At 40.5% G+C, this 17680-nt stretch carries 16 protein-coding genes; 9 read left to right on the top strand and 7 right to left on the bottom strand.

Translation table 11 applies throughout. From position 1 onward, the window contains the following. Positions 1–109: 109 nt before the first annotated feature. Complete coding sequence (gene serA / locus VCASEI_RS03105; protein ID WP_086961644.1) at positions 110–1339, top strand: phosphoglycerate dehydrogenase; 1230 nt, start codon at positions 110–112, stop codon at positions 1337–1339. A 136-nt stretch (positions 1340–1475) separates the two neighbouring features. On the opposite strand, the gene VCASEI_RS03100 is transcribed toward serA, so the two are convergent. The 6 genes from VCASEI_RS03100 to tkt all read right to left on the bottom strand — a co-directional run bounded on the left by VCASEI_RS03100 (position 1476) and on the right by tkt (position 9358). Further along, a complete protein-coding gene (locus VCASEI_RS03100) occupies positions 1476–2183 on the bottom strand; it encodes an oxidative stress defense protein (protein ID WP_086961646.1) in 708 nt (235 codons plus the stop codon). 102 nt (positions 2184–2285) lie between these two features. Beyond that, positions 2286–3098 carry a small-conductance mechanosensitive channel MscS gene (gene mscS / locus VCASEI_RS03095; protein ID WP_226983341.1) on the bottom strand — a complete coding sequence of 271 codons (813 nt, stop codon included), beginning with the start codon at positions 3096–3098 and terminating at the stop codon, positions 2286–2288. A 407-nt stretch (positions 3099–3505) separates the two neighbouring features. Continuing rightward, complete coding sequence (fbaA, locus tag VCASEI_RS03090; RefSeq protein ID WP_086961650.1) at positions 3506–4582, bottom strand: class II fructose-bisphosphate aldolase; 1077 nt, start codon at positions 4580–4582, stop codon at positions 3506–3508. A gap of 222 nt (positions 4583–4804) precedes the next feature. Beyond that, a complete protein-coding gene (locus VCASEI_RS03085; protein WP_086961651.1) occupies positions 4805–5968 on the bottom strand; it encodes a phosphoglycerate kinase in 1164 nt (387 codons plus the stop codon). Between the two features lie 232 nt (positions 5969–6200). Next, a complete protein-coding gene (epd, locus tag VCASEI_RS03080; protein WP_089110592.1) occupies positions 6201–7244 on the bottom strand; it encodes an erythrose-4-phosphate dehydrogenase in 1044 nt (347 codons plus the stop codon). 119 nt (positions 7245–7363) lie between these two features. Beyond that, a complete protein-coding gene (gene tkt / locus VCASEI_RS03075; protein ID WP_089110555.1) occupies positions 7364–9358 on the bottom strand; it encodes a transketolase in 1995 nt (664 codons plus the stop codon). A 509-nt stretch (positions 9359–9867) separates the two neighbouring features. Between tkt and metK the strand changes: the two genes are divergently transcribed. From metK to ruvX, 8 genes are all read left to right on the top strand, one after another. After that, entirely contained in the window at positions 9868–11019 is a 1152-nt protein-coding gene (metK, locus tag VCASEI_RS03070; RefSeq protein WP_086961657.1) for a methionine adenosyltransferase, read from the top strand. A 312-nt stretch (positions 11020–11331) separates the two neighbouring features. After that, the gene (locus VCASEI_RS03065; RefSeq protein ID WP_086961659.1) at positions 11332–12108 is read left to right on the top strand and encodes a DUF2189 domain-containing protein; all 777 of its coding nucleotides are present in this window, start codon (positions 11332–11334) and stop codon (positions 12106–12108) included. A gap of 106 nt (positions 12109–12214) precedes the next feature. Beyond that, positions 12215–12712 carry a SprT family zinc-dependent metalloprotease gene (locus VCASEI_RS03060; protein ID WP_238321386.1) on the top strand — a complete coding sequence of 166 codons (498 nt, stop codon included), beginning with the start codon at positions 12215–12217 and terminating at the stop codon, positions 12710–12712. 103 nt (positions 12713–12815) lie between these two features. After that, positions 12816–13697 (top strand): sensor domain-containing diguanylate cyclase, encoded by an 882-nt coding sequence (locus VCASEI_RS03055; protein ID WP_086961661.1) that lies wholly within the window; start codon positions 12816–12818, stop codon positions 13695–13697. A 160-nt stretch (positions 13698–13857) separates the two neighbouring features. Then, positions 13858–14589, top strand: coding sequence for a 16S rRNA (uracil(1498)-N(3))-methyltransferase (rsmE, locus tag VCASEI_RS03050; protein WP_086961663.1), 732 nt, complete (start codon positions 13858–13860; stop codon positions 14587–14589). A 35-nt stretch (positions 14590–14624) separates the two neighbouring features. Next, positions 14625–15575: a glutathione synthase gene (gshB, locus tag VCASEI_RS03045; RefSeq protein ID WP_086961665.1), complete on the top strand. Its 951-nt coding sequence runs from the start codon at positions 14625–14627 to the stop codon at positions 15573–15575. 103 nt (positions 15576–15678) lie between these two features. Continuing rightward, positions 15679–16242, top strand: a complete 564-nt coding sequence (locus tag VCASEI_RS03040) for a YqgE/AlgH family protein (protein WP_086961667.1) — start codon at positions 15679–15681, stop codon at positions 16240–16242. 46 nt (positions 16243–16288) lie between these two features. After that, positions 16289–16711, top strand: a complete 423-nt coding sequence (ruvX, locus tag VCASEI_RS03035; protein WP_086961669.1) for a Holliday junction resolvase RuvX — start codon at positions 16289–16291, stop codon at positions 16709–16711. Here ruvX and VCASEI_RS03030 read toward each other — a convergent pair. Further along, a complete protein-coding gene (locus VCASEI_RS03030) occupies positions 16708–17616 on the bottom strand; it encodes an AraC family transcriptional regulator (protein WP_086961671.1) in 909 nt (302 codons plus the stop codon). The two genes, ruvX and VCASEI_RS03030, sit on opposite strands and share 4 nt — an antisense overlap. Positions 17617–17680: the final 64 nt, after the last annotated feature.

Raw genomic sequence — 17680 nt, 5'->3', positions numbered from 1 at the left:
TGATATTTTAATGACAGTGTCGCACAAGGAATTACTCACGATCCAAATAATGATCAGCCAGTCATTGATGTGTGCAAGAATCAATATTCTCTATTAAGGACGATGTTACATGCCAAAAGTATCTCTCGGTAAAGACAAAATTAAAATCCTTCTACTTGAAGGGCTTCATCCTTCATCGGTAGAAGTTCTGCAATCTGCTGGCTACACCAATATTGAATATCACAAAGGTTCACTTTCTGAAACTGAATTACTTGAAGCGGTAAAAGATGCCCATTTCATTGGCCTTCGCTCTCGTACCAACTTAACTCAAGAAGTGTTTGATGCCGCTGAAAAATTAGTTGCAGTGGGTTGCTTTTGTATCGGCACCAATCAGGTAAATCTTAGTGCTGCAGCTGCTCGTGGTATTCCAGTATTCAATGCCCCATTCTCAAATACACGTAGTGTTGCTGAGTTGGTCTTAGGTCAAATTTTACTGCTGGTTCGCGGCATCCCTGAAAAAAATGCTCTTGCTCATCGTGGTATTTGGAAAAAAAGTGCCGATGCTTCTTATGAAGCGAGAGGGAAACGTCTCGGGATTATCGGTTATGGCCATATAGGAACTCAACTCAGTATTTTGGCTGAAAACTTAGGGATGCAAGTTTATTACTATGACATTGAAAATAAACTTTCTCTCGGTAATTCTACTCAAGTTGCGACAATGAGTGAATTACTGAATAAGTCAGATGTTATCTCTCTGCATGTCCCAGAAACAAATAGTACAAAAGAAATGATGGGGGCAGCTGAATTTGCTCAAATGAAACCAGGTGCCATTTTTATCAATGCCGCTCGAGGAACTGTAGTCGATATTCCTGCATTATGTGATGCTTTAGAATCCGGTCATTTAGGGGGCGCCGCTATTGACGTGTTCCCAGTAGAACCTAAAACCAATAATGACCCATTTGAATCACCTCTCATGAAGTTCGATAATGTAATTCTTACTCCACACATTGGTGGCTCAACTCAAGAAGCACAAGAAAACATTGGGATCGAAGTGGCGGGTAAGCTTGCTAAATACTCAGATAATGGTTCTACATTATCATGTGTTAACTTCCCCGAGGTTTCACTTCCAGAGCATACTGGGACGTCGCGTCTTTTGCATATCCATGAAAACCGTCCTGGAATATTAACTCAAATTAACAGTATATTTGCGGATGCTGGTATTAATATTGCAGCCCAATATCTACAGACCAATGCTGAAATGGGATATGTGGTGATTGATATTGAAGCGGATCGTTCTGAAGAAGCGCTGGAAAAAATGAAATCCGTTCAAGGTACAATTCGAGCACGTATTCTTCACTAAGATAATAGATATGCAATTAGCAAGCTTAAGGTAACAGTATTCGATTCAAAAATCGGCAACTTATAAAAAACAGCGACTATTCTAGCCGCTGTTTTTTTTATTCTTTCCTAGCAATTAATGCTTGGACCTTAAAAAATTAAGGATTTAAAATCAAAAATACAACATTAACTTGATCACTGATCGTTATCGTTTGATCTTGATAACCTTGATCAGCTGAGCGACCTTCCATCGCCATTGATTTCGCCATAACAAAAGGACGTGATGTGTTACTTCGATATTCAATGGCTGACACTCCATTTAAGCTAACACCAAAACCTTTCGCCAATGACTTAGCTTTATTTTGAGCATCGCTAATCGCTAATTGACGCGCTTTCTCTTTATAGTTAGCTTCATCTTTTACTTTCAGCTGAATACTATCCACACGATTAATACCTGATTGTAAAGCAAGATCAAGGTATTCATTGAGTTTATCTAATTGCTGTACTGTAATCGTAATACTACGTGAAGCTTGATACCCAGACAATTGCGCCTTTCCATCTTTCGGATAAATATATTGCGGCATAATCTGTAAATTACTGCTCTGAATATCTTTTCTATCAATGCTGACTGAACCTAATGACTTCATTAACTTTTCGACCACTCTATCAACCGCTATTTTTGCTTGTTTTGCTTGACTACGATCAGCTTGAATAGCAACTGAAAACTCCGCCATATCAGGCTTAGCCACCACTTCACCATAACCTGTGGTAGATAATGTTGATGCATTAGCGCCCTCGGCGGCATAGGTATTAAAACTTAAAATAAATACCGCGGTACATAAAACATGTTTAAAAAACACCTTCATAATAACCTCTTTTAAAAAGATAAATACTGGCTGATTATAGCAATAAAAAAGGCGCACTCGGCGCCTTTTAGAAATTTGTAACACAAAGCTGACGAAGTAAAATTATCCTTCGAGCTTGTTTAAATGTACATCCATTTGTGGGAATGGAATTTCAATGCCTTCTTTATCAAGCTCTTCTTTAATAGCTTGTAGCAAATCAAAGTATACCGCCCAGTAATCAGCTGTTTTCACCCATGGGCGAACAACAAAATTCACTGAAGAGTCCGCTAACGCCACAACACCAACCGTAGGTGCTGGTGTTTTTAATAAACGCTCTTCTGACTCTAAAACACGCATAATGACTTCTTTAGTTTTCTTTAAGTCCGCTTTATAAGAAACACCAATCACATAATCCATACGACGCGTTGCATGGCGAGAGTAGTTAACAATAGGGCTACCTATAACACTACCATTTGGAACAACAATCATTTTATTATCAGGTGTCGTCAATACTGTTTGAAATATTTGGATAGATTCGACGCTACCAGCAACACCAGAAACTTCAACATAATCGCCGGCTTTAAATGGACGGAAAGCGACAATTAAAACACCCGCAGCAAAGTTTGCTAATGAGCCTTGAAGCGCTAAACCAATAGCTAAGCCTGCCGCACCAATAACGGCAACAACAGAAGCTGTCTGTACGCCGACTTTACCTAACGCTGCAATTAAAACAATAACAAATAATACATAACGAACTAATGAGCTAATAAAATGGACAACTGCTTGATCCATTTGTTTCTTTTCAAGAAGTTTAGCTACACTATTACTGATCGTTTTTACAATAATGTTACCAATAAAAAGAATGATCAATGCTGATATGATGTTCACACCATATTGAATTAGCAAATCTGAATTATCATTCAACCAGTGCTCCATTTTAGGAACAACCGATGCGACTTGTCCTACTTTTTCTTGTACTACGTCTTCTGCAGCCATCGTTACTTCCTTTACTAATCATTAAATATTGATAGTTAAATAAATCAATAGGTATTGCTAATGCAACTAAAATCCACCTAAAAAAAACAAGCTATTATAAAAAAGTGATTTTTAGGCAACACCTTGGGACAATATATATTTTTTTAATGCGACTGGAAACTATTTGTAATCAACAAACACAACAATTTACCAACAACAAGGTAATCAGCCTCCATTACAGTAGTATAAATTATAACTGCACTCCTTTATTGATACCAATAATAAGAGTAGACAATAAAATACTTATTTACCGATAAAAAAAGCCTCGCATATATGCGAGGCTTTTTTAAAGCACAATTAACGAGTAATTAAAGTACGTCGATTGCGTTAAGGTCTGCAAATGCTTTTTCAAGACGTGCAACCATAGATGCTTGACCGGCACGTAACCATACACGTGGATCATAATATTTTTTATTTGGTGCAGATTCACCCGTTGGGTTACCGATTTGACCTTGTAGATAATCGTGGTTCTCAGCTTCGTATTGACGAACGCCATCCCATGTTGCCCACTGTGTATCAGTATCAATGTTCATTTTAATAACACCGTAACCGATAGACTCTTGGATTTCTGCTTCAGAAGAACCAGAACCACCGTGGAATACGAAGTTTAGAGAGTTAGCTGGAAGGCCAAATTTCTCAGAAACGTACGCTTGAGAATCACGTAGGATAGTTGGAGTAAGAACAACGTTACCCGCTTGGTAAACACCGTGTACGTTACCAAAAGATGCTGCAATCGTGAAACGAGGGCTTATCGCGATTAGTTTTTCGTAAGCGTAAGCAACATCTTCAGGTGAAGTGTAAAGCTCAGACTCATCCATACCAGAGTTATCAACGCCATCTTCTTCGCCACCAGTACAACCTAGTTCGATTTCGATAGTCATGTTCATTTTAGCCATGCGCTCAAGGTACTTCGCACAAGTTTCAACGTTCTCTTCTAAAGATTCTTCAGAAAGATCTAGCATGTGAGAAGAAAATAGAGGCTTACCAGTTTCAGCGAAATGAGCTTCACCCGCATCTAGTAATCCGTCAATCCAAGGAAGTAATTTTTTCGCAGCATGGTCAGTGTGAAGAATAACTGGAACACCGTAAGCTTCAGCAACAGCATGTACGTATTTAGCACCAGCAACAGCACCAAGGATTTGTGCACCTTGGCCTTCAAGCTTAACACCTTTACCAGCAAAGAAAGCGGCACCGCCGTTAGAAAACTGAACGATAACAGGCGCTTTTACTTTAGCGGCTGCTTCTAATACACCATTAACTGTATCTGTATTAACAACGTTAACAGCAGGTAGTGCAAATTTGTTTTCTTTCGCTACAGCGAAAACTTTCTGTACGTCATCACCAGAGATAACACCAGGTTTTACAAAATCGAAGATCTTAGACATGATTTGAGTCCTATTTTACTGTCGTTTAAATTACAGCTGTTTAAGTTTTCGTTCGTTAAGAACAATGTTAATCATTTAGTAAACGTTTGCTTGATTGACGCGGCACATTGTAGCAATAAAAAGCCATGATTCACATAGTGTGATCTATGCACGTTGCATCAATCGTTGTATTTAAATTTTACTAATGCAAAAAAGGCGAGAGTATTCTCGCCTTTTTACTTATTACGCTTTAGCACGCTCTTCTAGCATTGCTACTGCTGGTAACACTTTACCTTCAACAAACTCAAGGAAAGCACCGCCACCAGTTGAGATGTAAGAAACATCCGCTTTAATACCGAACTTATCGATAGCCGCTAATGTGTCACCACCACCTGCAACAGAGAAGCCAGCTGATTCTGCGATGGCTTTAGAAATTCCAGCGGTACCTGCTTCAAAGTTTTTGAATTCAAATACGCCTACTGGACCGTTCCAAAGAATTGTTTTTGCACCCATAATGATGTCAGCAAGAACTTTCGTTGAGTCAGGACCAAGGTCGAAGATCATGTCGTCGTCTTGAACGTCGGCAACGTTTTTGATTTCCGCTTCTGCGTTCTCATCAAAGGCTTTTGCACAGGCAACATCTGTTGCCACTGGAATAGCACAATCTTTCATTAATTTCTTAGCCGTTTCGACTAAATCAGCTTCATATAAAGATTTACCAACATTGTGGCCTTCGGCAGCAATGAAAGTATTAGCAATACCACCGCCAACAACTAGCTGATCTGCAATTTTAGATAGAGACTCTAAAACCGTTAGTTTGGTTGATACCTTTGAACCACCCACGATAGCCACTAATGGTCGCTCTGGGTTATCCATTGCTTTGCCAAGCGCTTCAAGTTCAGCGGCAAGAAGTGGTCCTGCACACGCGATTGGCGCGTTCATGCCAACACCATGCGTTGATGCTTGAGCACGGTGAGCCGTACCAAATGCATCCATTACGAAGATGTCACATAATGCTGCGTATTTTTTAGAAAGCTCTTCTTCGTTTTTCTTCTCGCCTTTATTAAAGCGAACATTTTCAAGAACAACCAATTCACCAGCGTTTAATTCAAGACCGTTCAGGTAGTCTTTTGCTAGTTTAACGTCACAATCTAATGCGTCATTTAGGTAATTAACAACAGGCTGTAGAGAGAACTCTTCGTTGTATTCACCTTCTGTTGGACGACCTAAGTGAGAAGTTACCATCACCTTAGCGCCCGCTTCTAGGCAAGTTTTAATCGTAGGTAAAGACGCTAAGATACGAGCATCTGAAGTTACTTTACCGTCTTTTACTGGCACGTTTAGGTCAGCACGAATGAATACACGTTTACCTGCAAGATCCAGGTCAGTCATCTTGATTACAGACATTATTTGTCCTCTCAATGTTAGTGAAATTAAAAATATTTAAACCATTATCATCCGGCATACAGCCCAATGATTAAATCTTTTTGTCTAGCTTAACCCGCTAGAACACTTCTTGTTAACCAAACAAGGGAAATCACTTATTCTACTCAGTATACTGGGGGCGGCAATTTATTATTTCAAGGTGAAAAATAATAAAACGACTATTTATTCACCGCGATTTTTTAGTTATTCAATCTTATTTCGATTGAATCATTGAACCCATCACGCTCGTGGTATCGAGCATTCGGTTAGCAAATCCCCATTCGTTATCACACCATATCAGCATTTTCACCAAACGATGGTTACTCACGCGAGTCTGAGAACCATCGACAATTGCACTATGTGGGTCATGATTAAAGTCAATCGACACTAACGGAGCTTCGGTGTAATCCAATATACCATCCAATGTACAACGAGATGCTTCAACGATTGATTGATTTACGTCATCAACTTTCACATTTTTGTGAACTGTGACACTTAAATCCATCGCGGTGACATTAATTGTAGGCACTCGAACTGAAATTGCTTCAAATTTATCCGCAAATTTTGGATAAATTCTTGCTATGCCGAGATGAAGCTTAGTATCAACGGGAATGATAGATTGACTAGCGGCACGAGAACGGCGTAAATCTGAGTGATAAGCATCGATAACTTGTTGATCGTTCATGGATGAGTGAATGGTTGTAATCGTTCCCGATTCAATCCCAAAACTATCATCAAGCGCTTTAATAACGGGAATAATACAGTTAGTCGTACAAGAGCCATTCGAGACCACATGATGCTCAGCGGTAAGCGTTTCATGATTCACACCGTAGATAACCGTATTATCAACATCATTCGCACCAGGATGGGAAAACAGTACACGTTTTGCTCCAGCTTGAATATGCAGTTGACCATCGGCCTGAGAACCAAACTTACCAGTACAATCTAAAACGATATCGACATTTAAGTCTTTCCAAGGCAAAAGTTTGACATCGGTTAAGTGTAAAATACGGATGGAATCAAAACCCGGCTCGACCTTATCTGCATGATGTATAAAGAGGTGCTCTTGATCGTGGGAGATTTTTTTAAAGAAACGACCATGGCTGGAGTCGTATTGGAGTAGATGTGCGACCCCTTCTGGCTCAGCCAATTCATTAATTGCCACCACTTGAATCGACTGATTTTTGCCACTTTCATATAAAGCGCGCAGTACGCTGCGTCCAATTCGACCAAATCCATTAATAGCAATTCTGAGCATAATCATTCCGTGGCATCCATTAAAGTGTCTGTATGTTACCTCATCGCCTTTTAACGCGCATTAAAAAAGCCGAGCATAATGCCCGGCTTTCATCTTTCAACTACTTAAACAGTAAAGAATTAAGCGATTAATTCTTTTGCAGTCTCAAGTACGTTTTCAACGGTAAAACCGAACATTTTAAATAGCTCACCTGCAGGTGCAGACTCACCAAATGTGGTCATACCAATGATGCGACCGTCTAGGCCAACGTACTTGAACCAGTAATCAGCAATACCCGCTTCAATCGCAATACGAGCCGTTACGTCAGATGGAAGTACAGACTCACGGTAAGCTGCGTCTTGCTTGTCGAATGCATCGGTCGATGGCATTGAAACCACACGTACTTGTTTGCCTTCCGCGATAAGTTGCGCAGCCGCTTCAACCGCTAGCTCAACTTCAGAACCAGTAGCAATTAAGATTAGCTCAGGCTTACCTGCGCAATCTTTAAGAATGTAAGCACCTTTAGCAATATTTGATACTTGCTCAGCGTTACGCTCTTGTTGTGCTAGGTTTTGACGTGAGAAGATAAGCGCAGATGGCGCATCTTTACGTTCAATCGCCAGTTTCCAAGCTACCGCAGATTCAACTTGATCACATGGACGCCATGTGCTCATGTTTGGTGTCATGCGAAGTGATGCCATTTGCTCAACCGGTTGGTGAGTTGGGCCATCTTCGCCAAGACCAATTGAATCATGCGTATACACTTGGATGTTTTGAATTTTCATCAACGCAGCCATACGCATTGCGTTACGAGCGTATTCCATAAACATTAGGAAGGTTGCGCCGTAAGGAATGAAACCGCCATGTAGTGCGATACCATTGATGATAGCTGTCATTGCAAACTCACGTACACCGTAGTGAATGTAGTTGCCAGAAGCATCATCAGCAGTTAGCGCTTTAGAACCAGACCACATAGTCAAGTTAGAAGGCGCAAGATCAGCTGAGCCGCCCATGAATTCAGGTAGCATTTGACCAAACGCTTCTAGAGCATTTTGTGATGCTTTACGTGAAGCGATATTCGCTGGGTTTGCTTGAAGATCGGCAATGATTGCACTTGCTTTTGCTTCCCAATCACTTGGTAAGTCACCCGCGGTACGACGTTTAAATTCAGCTGCTAGTTCAGGATAAGCAGTTGCGTATGCTGCAAACTTCTCATTCCATGCTGCTTCTTTTGCTGCGCCTGCTTCTTTTGCATCCCACTGAGCATAAATGTCAGAAGGGATTTCGAAAGGACCGTGTGCCCAACCAAGTTGCGCTTTAGTTGCAACAATTTCATCAGCGCCAAGTGGTGCGCCGTGACAATCGTGTGTACCTGCTTTATTTGGAGAACCAAAACCAATAACCGTTTTAGTACAAATTAGCGTTGGACGAGGATCCGCTTTTGCTGCTTGAATGGCAGCTTCAATCGCATCTGAATCGTGGCCATCAACACCAGGAATAACATGCCAACCATAAGCTTCAAAACGCTTAGGCGTATCGTCTGCAAACCAACCTTCTACGTGACCATCGATAGAAATACCGTTGTCATCCCAGAACGCAACCAATTTACCTAGACCTAGCACACCCGCTAAAGAAGCCGCTTCGTGTGAAATACCTTCCATCAAACAACCATCGCCTAGGAATGTATAAGTAAAGTGATCAACGATGTCGTGACCTTCTTTATTAAACTGTGCTGCAAGAGACTTTTCAGCCAACGCCATACCAACGGCATTCGTAATACCTTGGCCCAGTGGGCCTGTTGTGGTCTCTATCCCCGGAGCATAACCGTATTCAGGGTGGCCTGGTGTTTTTGAATGCAATTGACGGAAATTTTTCAATTCCTCAATTGGCAACGCGTAACCAGAAAGATGAAGAAGAGAATAAATCAGCATAGAGCCATGACCATTTGAAAGAATAAAACGGTCACGATCCGCCCACTCAGGGTTCTGTGGGTTGTGGTTTAAATGGTTACGCCAAAGAACTTCAGCGATATCGGCCATCCCCATTGGGGCGCCCGGGTGACCCGAATTGGCTTGTTGAACACCATCCATGCTTAAAGCGCGGATTGCATTTGCTAAATCTTTACGAGACGTCATGTCTGCTCCTGAGTGCATAAGCGGTTTTATTTAAGGTTGGATAAAGTGTACTAAATTCATTTAACCCACTTTGTGGACGGTATTGTCGCAAAGCACCGTAATGACTGCAAACATTAAGGCACGTATATTTTCGTTTTTGTGATTCTTTGTCGCCTTTTTTTACCTCGCCCACACTTCCCTACATTTAACTGGAATCTAAAGAAAATATAGGGTTAGCAACGCAAACGATACCGTACAAAGGATCACTTACGCTTCAAAAATTAAAATAAAAAAATTATCTCTTTTTATCGGTAAGCAATCGTTTTCCTGTGAACCAACTAAAAAAAGGCTTGTAATTCGACCAATGAAAACTAAAATAGACGTCTAGATGTAGAAACACCTACAATATGAACTGTTTTTAAAGAAGGCGCGATTCATAGCAAAAGCTATATAAGAACGCGTCTTTTCTAACTCAATTTAATTCATTATCAAACAATGAATTTGCGTGATTCAAAGTGGAGCACTCACACATGGCTAAGCATTTATTTACTTCAGAATCTGTATCTGAAGGTCATCCAGACAAAATTGCCGATCAAATTTCAGATGCCGTCTTGGATGCCATCCTAGAGCAAGATCCAAAAGCACGTGTGGCGTGTGAAACTTACGTTAAAACCGGCATGGTAATGGTTGGTGGTGAAGTCACCACTTCAGCATGGGTTGATATCGAAGAAATCACACGTGAAACCGTTCGTGAAATCGGTTATGTCCATTCAGATATGGGTTTTGATGCAAATTCTTGTGCTGTATTAAACACTATTGGTAAGCAATCCCCAGACATTAATCAAGGCGTTGATAAAGCCGATCCTAAAGATCAAGGCGCTGGTGACCAAGGTATCATGTTTGGTTATGCTTGCAATGAAACCGAAGTGTTAATGCCTGCACCTATTACTTACTCTCATTTACTTGTGCAAAAACAAGCAGAAGTACGTAAAAGTGGCAAACTGGATTTCTTACGTCCAGATGCAAAATCTCAAGTAACCTTCCAATACGATCAAGGAAAAATTGTCGGTATTGATGCTGTGGTTCTTTCGACTCAACATTGTGATTCAATCTCAACACCTGAACTACGTGAAGCGGTAATGGAAGAGATCATCAAACCAGTTCTTCCTTCTGAGTGGTTAAATAAAGAAACCAAATTCTTCATTAACCCAACCGGTCGTTTTGTTATCGGTGGTCCAATGGGTGACTGTGGTCTTACTGGTCGTAAAATCATCGTTGATACTTACGGTGGCGCAGCTCGTCATGGTGGCGGTGCATTCTCAGGTAAAGATCCATCAAAAGTTGACCGTTCAGCGGCTTACGCTGCGCGTTATGTAGCGAAAAACATTGTAGCAGCAGGTCTTGCCGATCGTTGTGAGATTCAACTTTCTTACGCTATCGGTGTAGCCGATCCAACATCTATCATGGTGGAAACCTTTGGTACTGAAAAAGTGCCTTCAGACATCATCGTAGAAGCGGTACGTCAACACTTTGATCTGCGCCCATATGGGTTACAAGAAATGCTGAATTTACTTCAACCTATCTACAAGAAAACAGCCGCTTATGGTCACTTTGGTCGTGAAGAGTTCCCTTGGGAAGCCACAGACAAAGCTGAATCCCTACGTGCTTTTGCTAATCTATAATTCTATATTCTTGCTTTAACTTGTTAATCGCATAAAACACTGAACAGTAAAGCTCTTTCCTTTTGGTCAGAGCTTTTCTTTTATCCTACCTCGCACTATCCCCCTTTTTATTTACCTTTTATAGCGCCCATTTTTTTATCATAAAATTTGTATTTATCGATATCTAAGATAATAGTTATAAATAACTAGGCAGGAAAATCGGATCTTAATATCAAGTAACGTTTATTTTTCTGCTTAGACATAAGTAGGTCAGCAAAGCAAAAGGATTTGCAACCTACGGCGTTGTTCTTTCATGAACCACAAGGGGGATTTATGCCTCGCACCGCGAAAAGCTCAGATTTTAAAACACCCGATCACGAGTACGCACGAACAATACCCTGTGAAACACTTTCGATCCTTGCTCCATTTCAATGGGTAAAAATGGGGTTTCGAGATCTCTTTAAAGCCCCATTTATCAGTTTATTTTATGGGTTATGTTTTGCTGTCGCCTCTGCAGCCATTGAATGGCTTGTTTATATGCAAGGCTCACATCTTATCATCTTTCCTAGTTTGATCGTTTATATGCTGATAGGGCCATTTTTAGCCTTAGGGTTATATGACGCCAGTTGGCAAATAGAAAAAAATCACAAACCGAAACTTCTTCACTCCATTAAAGCAATTCGTCGTAATGGGGTATCGCAATGGAGCTTTGCTTTATTACTTTGTGTTGCAATGATCTTTTGGATGAGAATTGCCGCTTTATTACATGCTCTTTACCCCGAAATGCAAGGCGCATCACTAGAAGCATTCCTTCCATTTTTAGTGACAGGTTCAGTGGTTGGTATCCTATTTTCTTGTATTATTTTTGCTATATCGGCCTTTTCCATCCCACTAATGATGGAAAGAAAAGTCGATATGATGACTGCAGTATTCACAAGCTACAATGCCGTAAAGACCAATCTTGGTGCGATGGCGGTTTGGGCTACAATCATTATATTCGGTATCACTCTTGGTTTTTTAACTGCAGGAATAGGAATGTTAATTACCATGCCCATTTTAGGCTATGCAACTTGGCACGGTTATCGCAGCACTATCCGACGCAAGCATTAACGTATTTATCTTTAGAATAAAAGATAGATTCCCCGTCACCTCTTCGTTACCATACTAACGTTACTTACGGGAAGTAACGTTAGTATGGTAACGAAGAGACGAACGCGTGCAATTACCCTCAATTTCATCGGCCCTTCAAGAAGCTATCCAAAACAGCATTCAATATTATCTGAATAAGGCAATAAGTGCTTTTAATTACGAATACACTTCCCCTGATTACAATTTCAACGTAAGAGGAAAGGTAGCAGGGAAAGCCTATTTAACATTATGGCAGATTCGCTTAAATCCTATTTTATTTCTTGAAAATCAAGATGAATTTTTACAACACGTTATCCCTCATGAATTGGCACACTTAATCGCTTACCATCAATTTGGTCGAGTTAAACCTCATGGTAAAGAATGGCAATATATTATGATCGAAGTTTTTGGTATCTCAGCCCAAACTCGTCACAGCTTTGATATTTCATCAGTACAAGGAAAAACCTTTTTATATCAATGCCAATGCCGAGAACATGAATTGACTATTCGTCGTCATAATAAGATACAACGTCATCAGAGCTACTATCACTGTACCGTATGTGAATCACAACTCATTAAAAAATAAGAGATAAACATCATAAAAACCTGATTCGTTGGTAACTTTCACTATCATTGTCCATGAATCCACACTATGATTCTGCCTTAACAAAAGGACAGTTAATCTCGCTATGAATGAATTTAAAAACATTCTGGATATGCATCCCAACCCATGTGTTGTGCACGTTCACTTTAAACCTCTTTATGCTAATGATGCATTCGCTAGTTTCAGCGGTTTAGGATGTGTAGAAGAAATTCTGAAAATGAAATCTCTGATGGTGTTAATCAACCCTGAAGAGCGAGAAGATGCCATTGCCCGTTATCAACAAGCCTTAGTTGATGATAAAACCCCAGCAAAAGTCATTGCTCACACTGATTTAACCGGTAATCCTGTATTGGTCGAAATAACCGACAAACCGGTTATCTGGCAAGGCCAGCAAGCCCTCTGTACTTTTATCAGTATCGTAACGGACACCATTAAAAAACAACAAGATTTAAAGCAACTCTCAGAGCAGGATCCTCTTACGCTTATCCATAATCGTCGATATATACATAATGTTTTAAACGATCTGCGTAAAAATAAAAACACAGAAAGTTACCTTCAAGCGATTATAGATATTGATTACTTTAAGCAAATCAATGATCAATACGGTCATCTTGCTGGGGATAAAGTTTTACAACAATTGACGCAGATATTAAAACATTTCACTCAACCAGGAGACCACTTAGCCAGACTTGGCGGTGAAGAGTTCATTCTACTGATCCAATCAAATTCTCAAGATCTGGTTATGGCGCGTTTAGAGGACATTCGATCGACCATAGAAAAAAATAACTTTACCATTATCTGTAATGATACTGGCGATAATACTCCGGTTCATTGCACTGTATCTATTGGTGTAAGTGCTATTAATTTAGATAAAAATGTCGATTTAAGTTATGGGCAGTCCGATAAGGCATTATATATAGCGAAACAGCAAGGTCGTAATAGAATTATCTCTCTCAACTCCGTATGACTGAAAAACACACCAACGAAAAAACAACCAATCTTCACTTCATAGAAGAATTGGAACCATCACATTCAATTTAAATCTTGAGTTCCCTAATCAACCCCTTGTTTTTTACCTTAAAAACATCCATGTTATGAAAAGTGCTTTTGCTTACACAGGTTACATAATGAGAATTCCAAGAATCTATCACCCTGAAGCCATTTCTACTTTAGGGAATATTCCGTTATCTGAAGATGCCGCAGGCCATATAGGACGAGTGCTCCGAATGACCGAGGGGCAAGAAGTTTTACTATTTGATGGCTCTGGCGCTGAGTTTCCAGCGACTATTTCAGCTGTCTCGAAAAAGAACGTCAGCGTCACATTACAAGAACGCATTGAACACAGTGTTGAATCACCTTTAAACTTACATCTAGGCCAAGTCATTTCTCGTGGTGACAAAATGGAATTCACCATTCAAAAAGCAGTAGAGCTTGGTGTAAATACCATTACCCCGCTAATTTCTGAACGCTGTGGTGTAAAACTCAATACCGAACGTTTTGATAAAAAATTGCAGCAATGGCAAAAGATTGCGATTGCTGCTTGTGAGCAATGCGGGCGCAATACCATTCCTCAAATTCGCCCATTGATGCAATTAGAACAATGGTGTGCAGAAGACTATGATGGCTTAAAGCTCAACTTACACCCTAGAGCTAAATATTCGATCAATACATTACCGAAGCCAGTAAGCAAAGTACGTTTATTAATAGGCCCAGAAGGCGGCTTATCCGATGAAGAGATCAAAATGACCGAACAATACCAGTTCGAAGAAACCTTATTAGGGCCACGAGTTCTGCGAACCGAAACCGCAGGTCTTTCCGCCATTACCGCGCTACAAGTTCGTTTCGGCGATCTTGGATAAAGTCAGCGGCTATTTTATATCAGCAGGAGAAACACATGAAAATCGGCATCGTAATGGATCCAATCTCATCCATTAATATCAAAAAAGATTCAAGTTTTGCCATGATGTTAGAAGCTCAGCGTCGCGGCTGGGAGATCCATTACATGGAAATGGCTGATCTACACCTAGAGCAAGGTGTTGCCATTGCAGATACAAAAACACTGACCCTTATCGAAGATCCCGCCAAATGGTATGAATTTAATTCAGAGCAAACCATCGAGTTGTCTGATCTTGATGCCGTATTGATGCGTAAAGATCCTCCATTTGATACTGAGTTTATTTATGCGACTTATATTCTTGAACGCGCAGAAGAACAAGGCACTTTGATCGTCAACAAGCCGCAAAGCTTGCGTGATTGCAATGAGAAACTGTTTACCGCTTGGTTCCCAGAATTAACGCCAACGACTCTAGTCACACGTAAAGCAGAAAAAATTAAAGCTTTCCGTGAGCAACATGGCGATGTCATTTTAAAACCGCTCGATGGCATGGGCGGAGCCTCTATTTTCCGCGTCAAACAAGACGATCCAAACGTTTCCGTGATCATCGAAACATTAACCAACCACGGTCAAAATTACGCGATGGCGCAAACCTTTGTACCTGACATCAGCAATGGTGATAAACGTATTTTAGTCGTCGATGGTGAACCGATGCCTTACTGCTTAGCTCGCATCCCAGCAAAAGGGGAAACACGAGGTAACTTGGCGGCAGGAGGTCGTGGTGAAGCGCGTCCATTAAGTGAAACCGATCTTAAAATTGCTCAAGCGGTGGCACCAACACTGAAAGAAAAAGGCCTGATTTTTGTCGGTCTTGATGTTATCGGTGATAAGCTAACCGAAATAAACGTGACTAGCCCAACCTGTATCAAAGAAATTGAGGCAGCTTTTGATATTTCGATTACAGGAAAGCTAATGGATGCTATTGAGCGTCGAGTAAACGCGGCTAAGTAATCAAATCCCAAAGTTGGATATACTAGGGTTAAATATACTCATCAAAGGTTCAGTTTTGACTTCATATCCTCGTCATGCTGAATCCTTCTTAATGGAGAACAGGATGAATCTAACTAATCACTTTTTGATTGCCATGCCAAGCATGACTGATTCGAGTTTTGCCCGCAGTGTTATTTATATCTGTGAACACAATGACGATGGTGCTATGGGCTTAGTAATCAATGATGCGGTTGGGATCGATGTCGGTAATATGCTCAAAAAAATCGATGTTCAACCTGTTCATCCTCAAGTATGCACTCAAAGCTTATCAACCCCAGTTATGAATGGCGGCCCTGTCGCTAATGACAGGGGATTTATTTTGCATACACCAAAAGATACCTATCAATCTAGCATTGAAGTGACCTCCGATCTTAATGTCACGACGTCAAAAGATATTTTAACAGTCTTAGGTACCGAAGCTGAACCTAAACATTATTTGGTTACGTTGGGCTATTCGGGTTGGGATGCCGGTCAACTAGAACAAGAACTATTAAACAACTCTTGGCTAACTACCCCCGCGGATCTGGATATCATCTTCCATACCCCAGTTCACGCTCGTTGGAAAAAAGCCGTGCAATCTCTTGGGATCAGTGTCGCGCAATTATCCGGTCAATCTGGTCACGCTTAATTTTTTCCTTTTAATCCAAAAATCCTACTCTAACTTGAGAAATACGATGTCAAACCAAACCATCATGGCTTTCGATTACGGTACAAAAAGCATTGGCAGTGCTATAGGTCAAACCATTACAGGCACCGCCTCTCCTCTTAAAGCTTTTAAGGCTATAGATGGCATACCTATATGGGAAGAAATCGAAAAACAACTCAAGGAATGGCAACCAGATCTTGTGGTCGTGGGACTTCCAACGGATATGCAAGGTAAAGATCTTACCGACATTACCTCTCGTGCAAAGAAATTTGCTAACCGTCTCTATGGACGTTTTGGGGTAAAAGTTGAACTGCATGATGAGCGTTTGTCGACTCAAGAAGCACGATCCGAATTATTCTCAATGGGCGGTTACAAAGCGCTAAGCAAAGGCAATGTAGATTGCCAATCTGCAGTCATCATTCTTGAAAGTTGGTTTGAAAATCAGCACTAACTAACAGATTTATGACGAAAGTTATCGCGAAATTTTGCGGGCGATACACCTTTATACTTTTTAAATAGCCGATTAAAGTTAGATTGATTGTGGAAACCACTTTCTTCTGCGATAAAAGTAATCGGCTTTTGACTCCGAATTAATCGTTGGCAAGCATGCCCTAGCCTAATCTGAGTTAAATACTGATTAAAACTCTGCTTCATATGTCTTTTAAAAAACCGCACAAACGTACTCACACTCATATTGGCACGTTTTGCCATCGCCTCTAGTGTTAATGACTGGCTGAAATTCTGATGCACGTGAAATAAAATAAGATTCAGCACATCTTGATGATCATTTTCGACAACGTCAGTTTGAAAGTGATTCGAAGCAAGTTGATGCATAGGCTGCCCTAGCAACCCACCTAAAATAGACAATAAAAGGATTAAACGATCACGCGTGTTAGCTTTAGAAAGAGATTGAAAGTGCTCTATCAAACTTATCGCCAGTTCCTGGCTGAACTTAACCCCACGATGAGACTTTTGAAGCAATTCAGGTAATTCAACATATTCAGGAAACTGCATGACTAATTGATCAGCCCACTGCTGACTAAACCATAAAACAAATACCACGAGTTTTTGTTCTGGCTGGTCAAGTAAAGCTGAATACCTTGGCAGAGAATGATCAATACCGGATGGCGAAGATTGCCATGTATGAGGTAGGTTAGGCCCAACTAACACTAAATCAGCTTGAGTATAGCGTTCAATTGAATCCCCAACATAACGTTCTCCTGTATCATTCAGTGTAAGAGTGAGTTCATATTCAGGATGAAAATGCCATTCAAATGGAATCGCATCAATATCCCTTAATAAGAAGCACCATGATCCCCCTTCAGGTAAGACTATTTTTTCCAATTGCGCTTTCACACATCCCCTTTATCACTAGACACACAAGTTTAATTTAATACATAAATACACTAATTATGAGCAA

Source organism: Vibrio casei, assembly GCF_002218025.2.
In the GTDB taxonomy this organism is placed as follows: Bacteria; Pseudomonadota; Gammaproteobacteria; order Enterobacterales; family Vibrionaceae; genus Vibrio; species Vibrio casei.
This window is presented reverse-complemented; position numbering and strand designations above follow the sequence as displayed.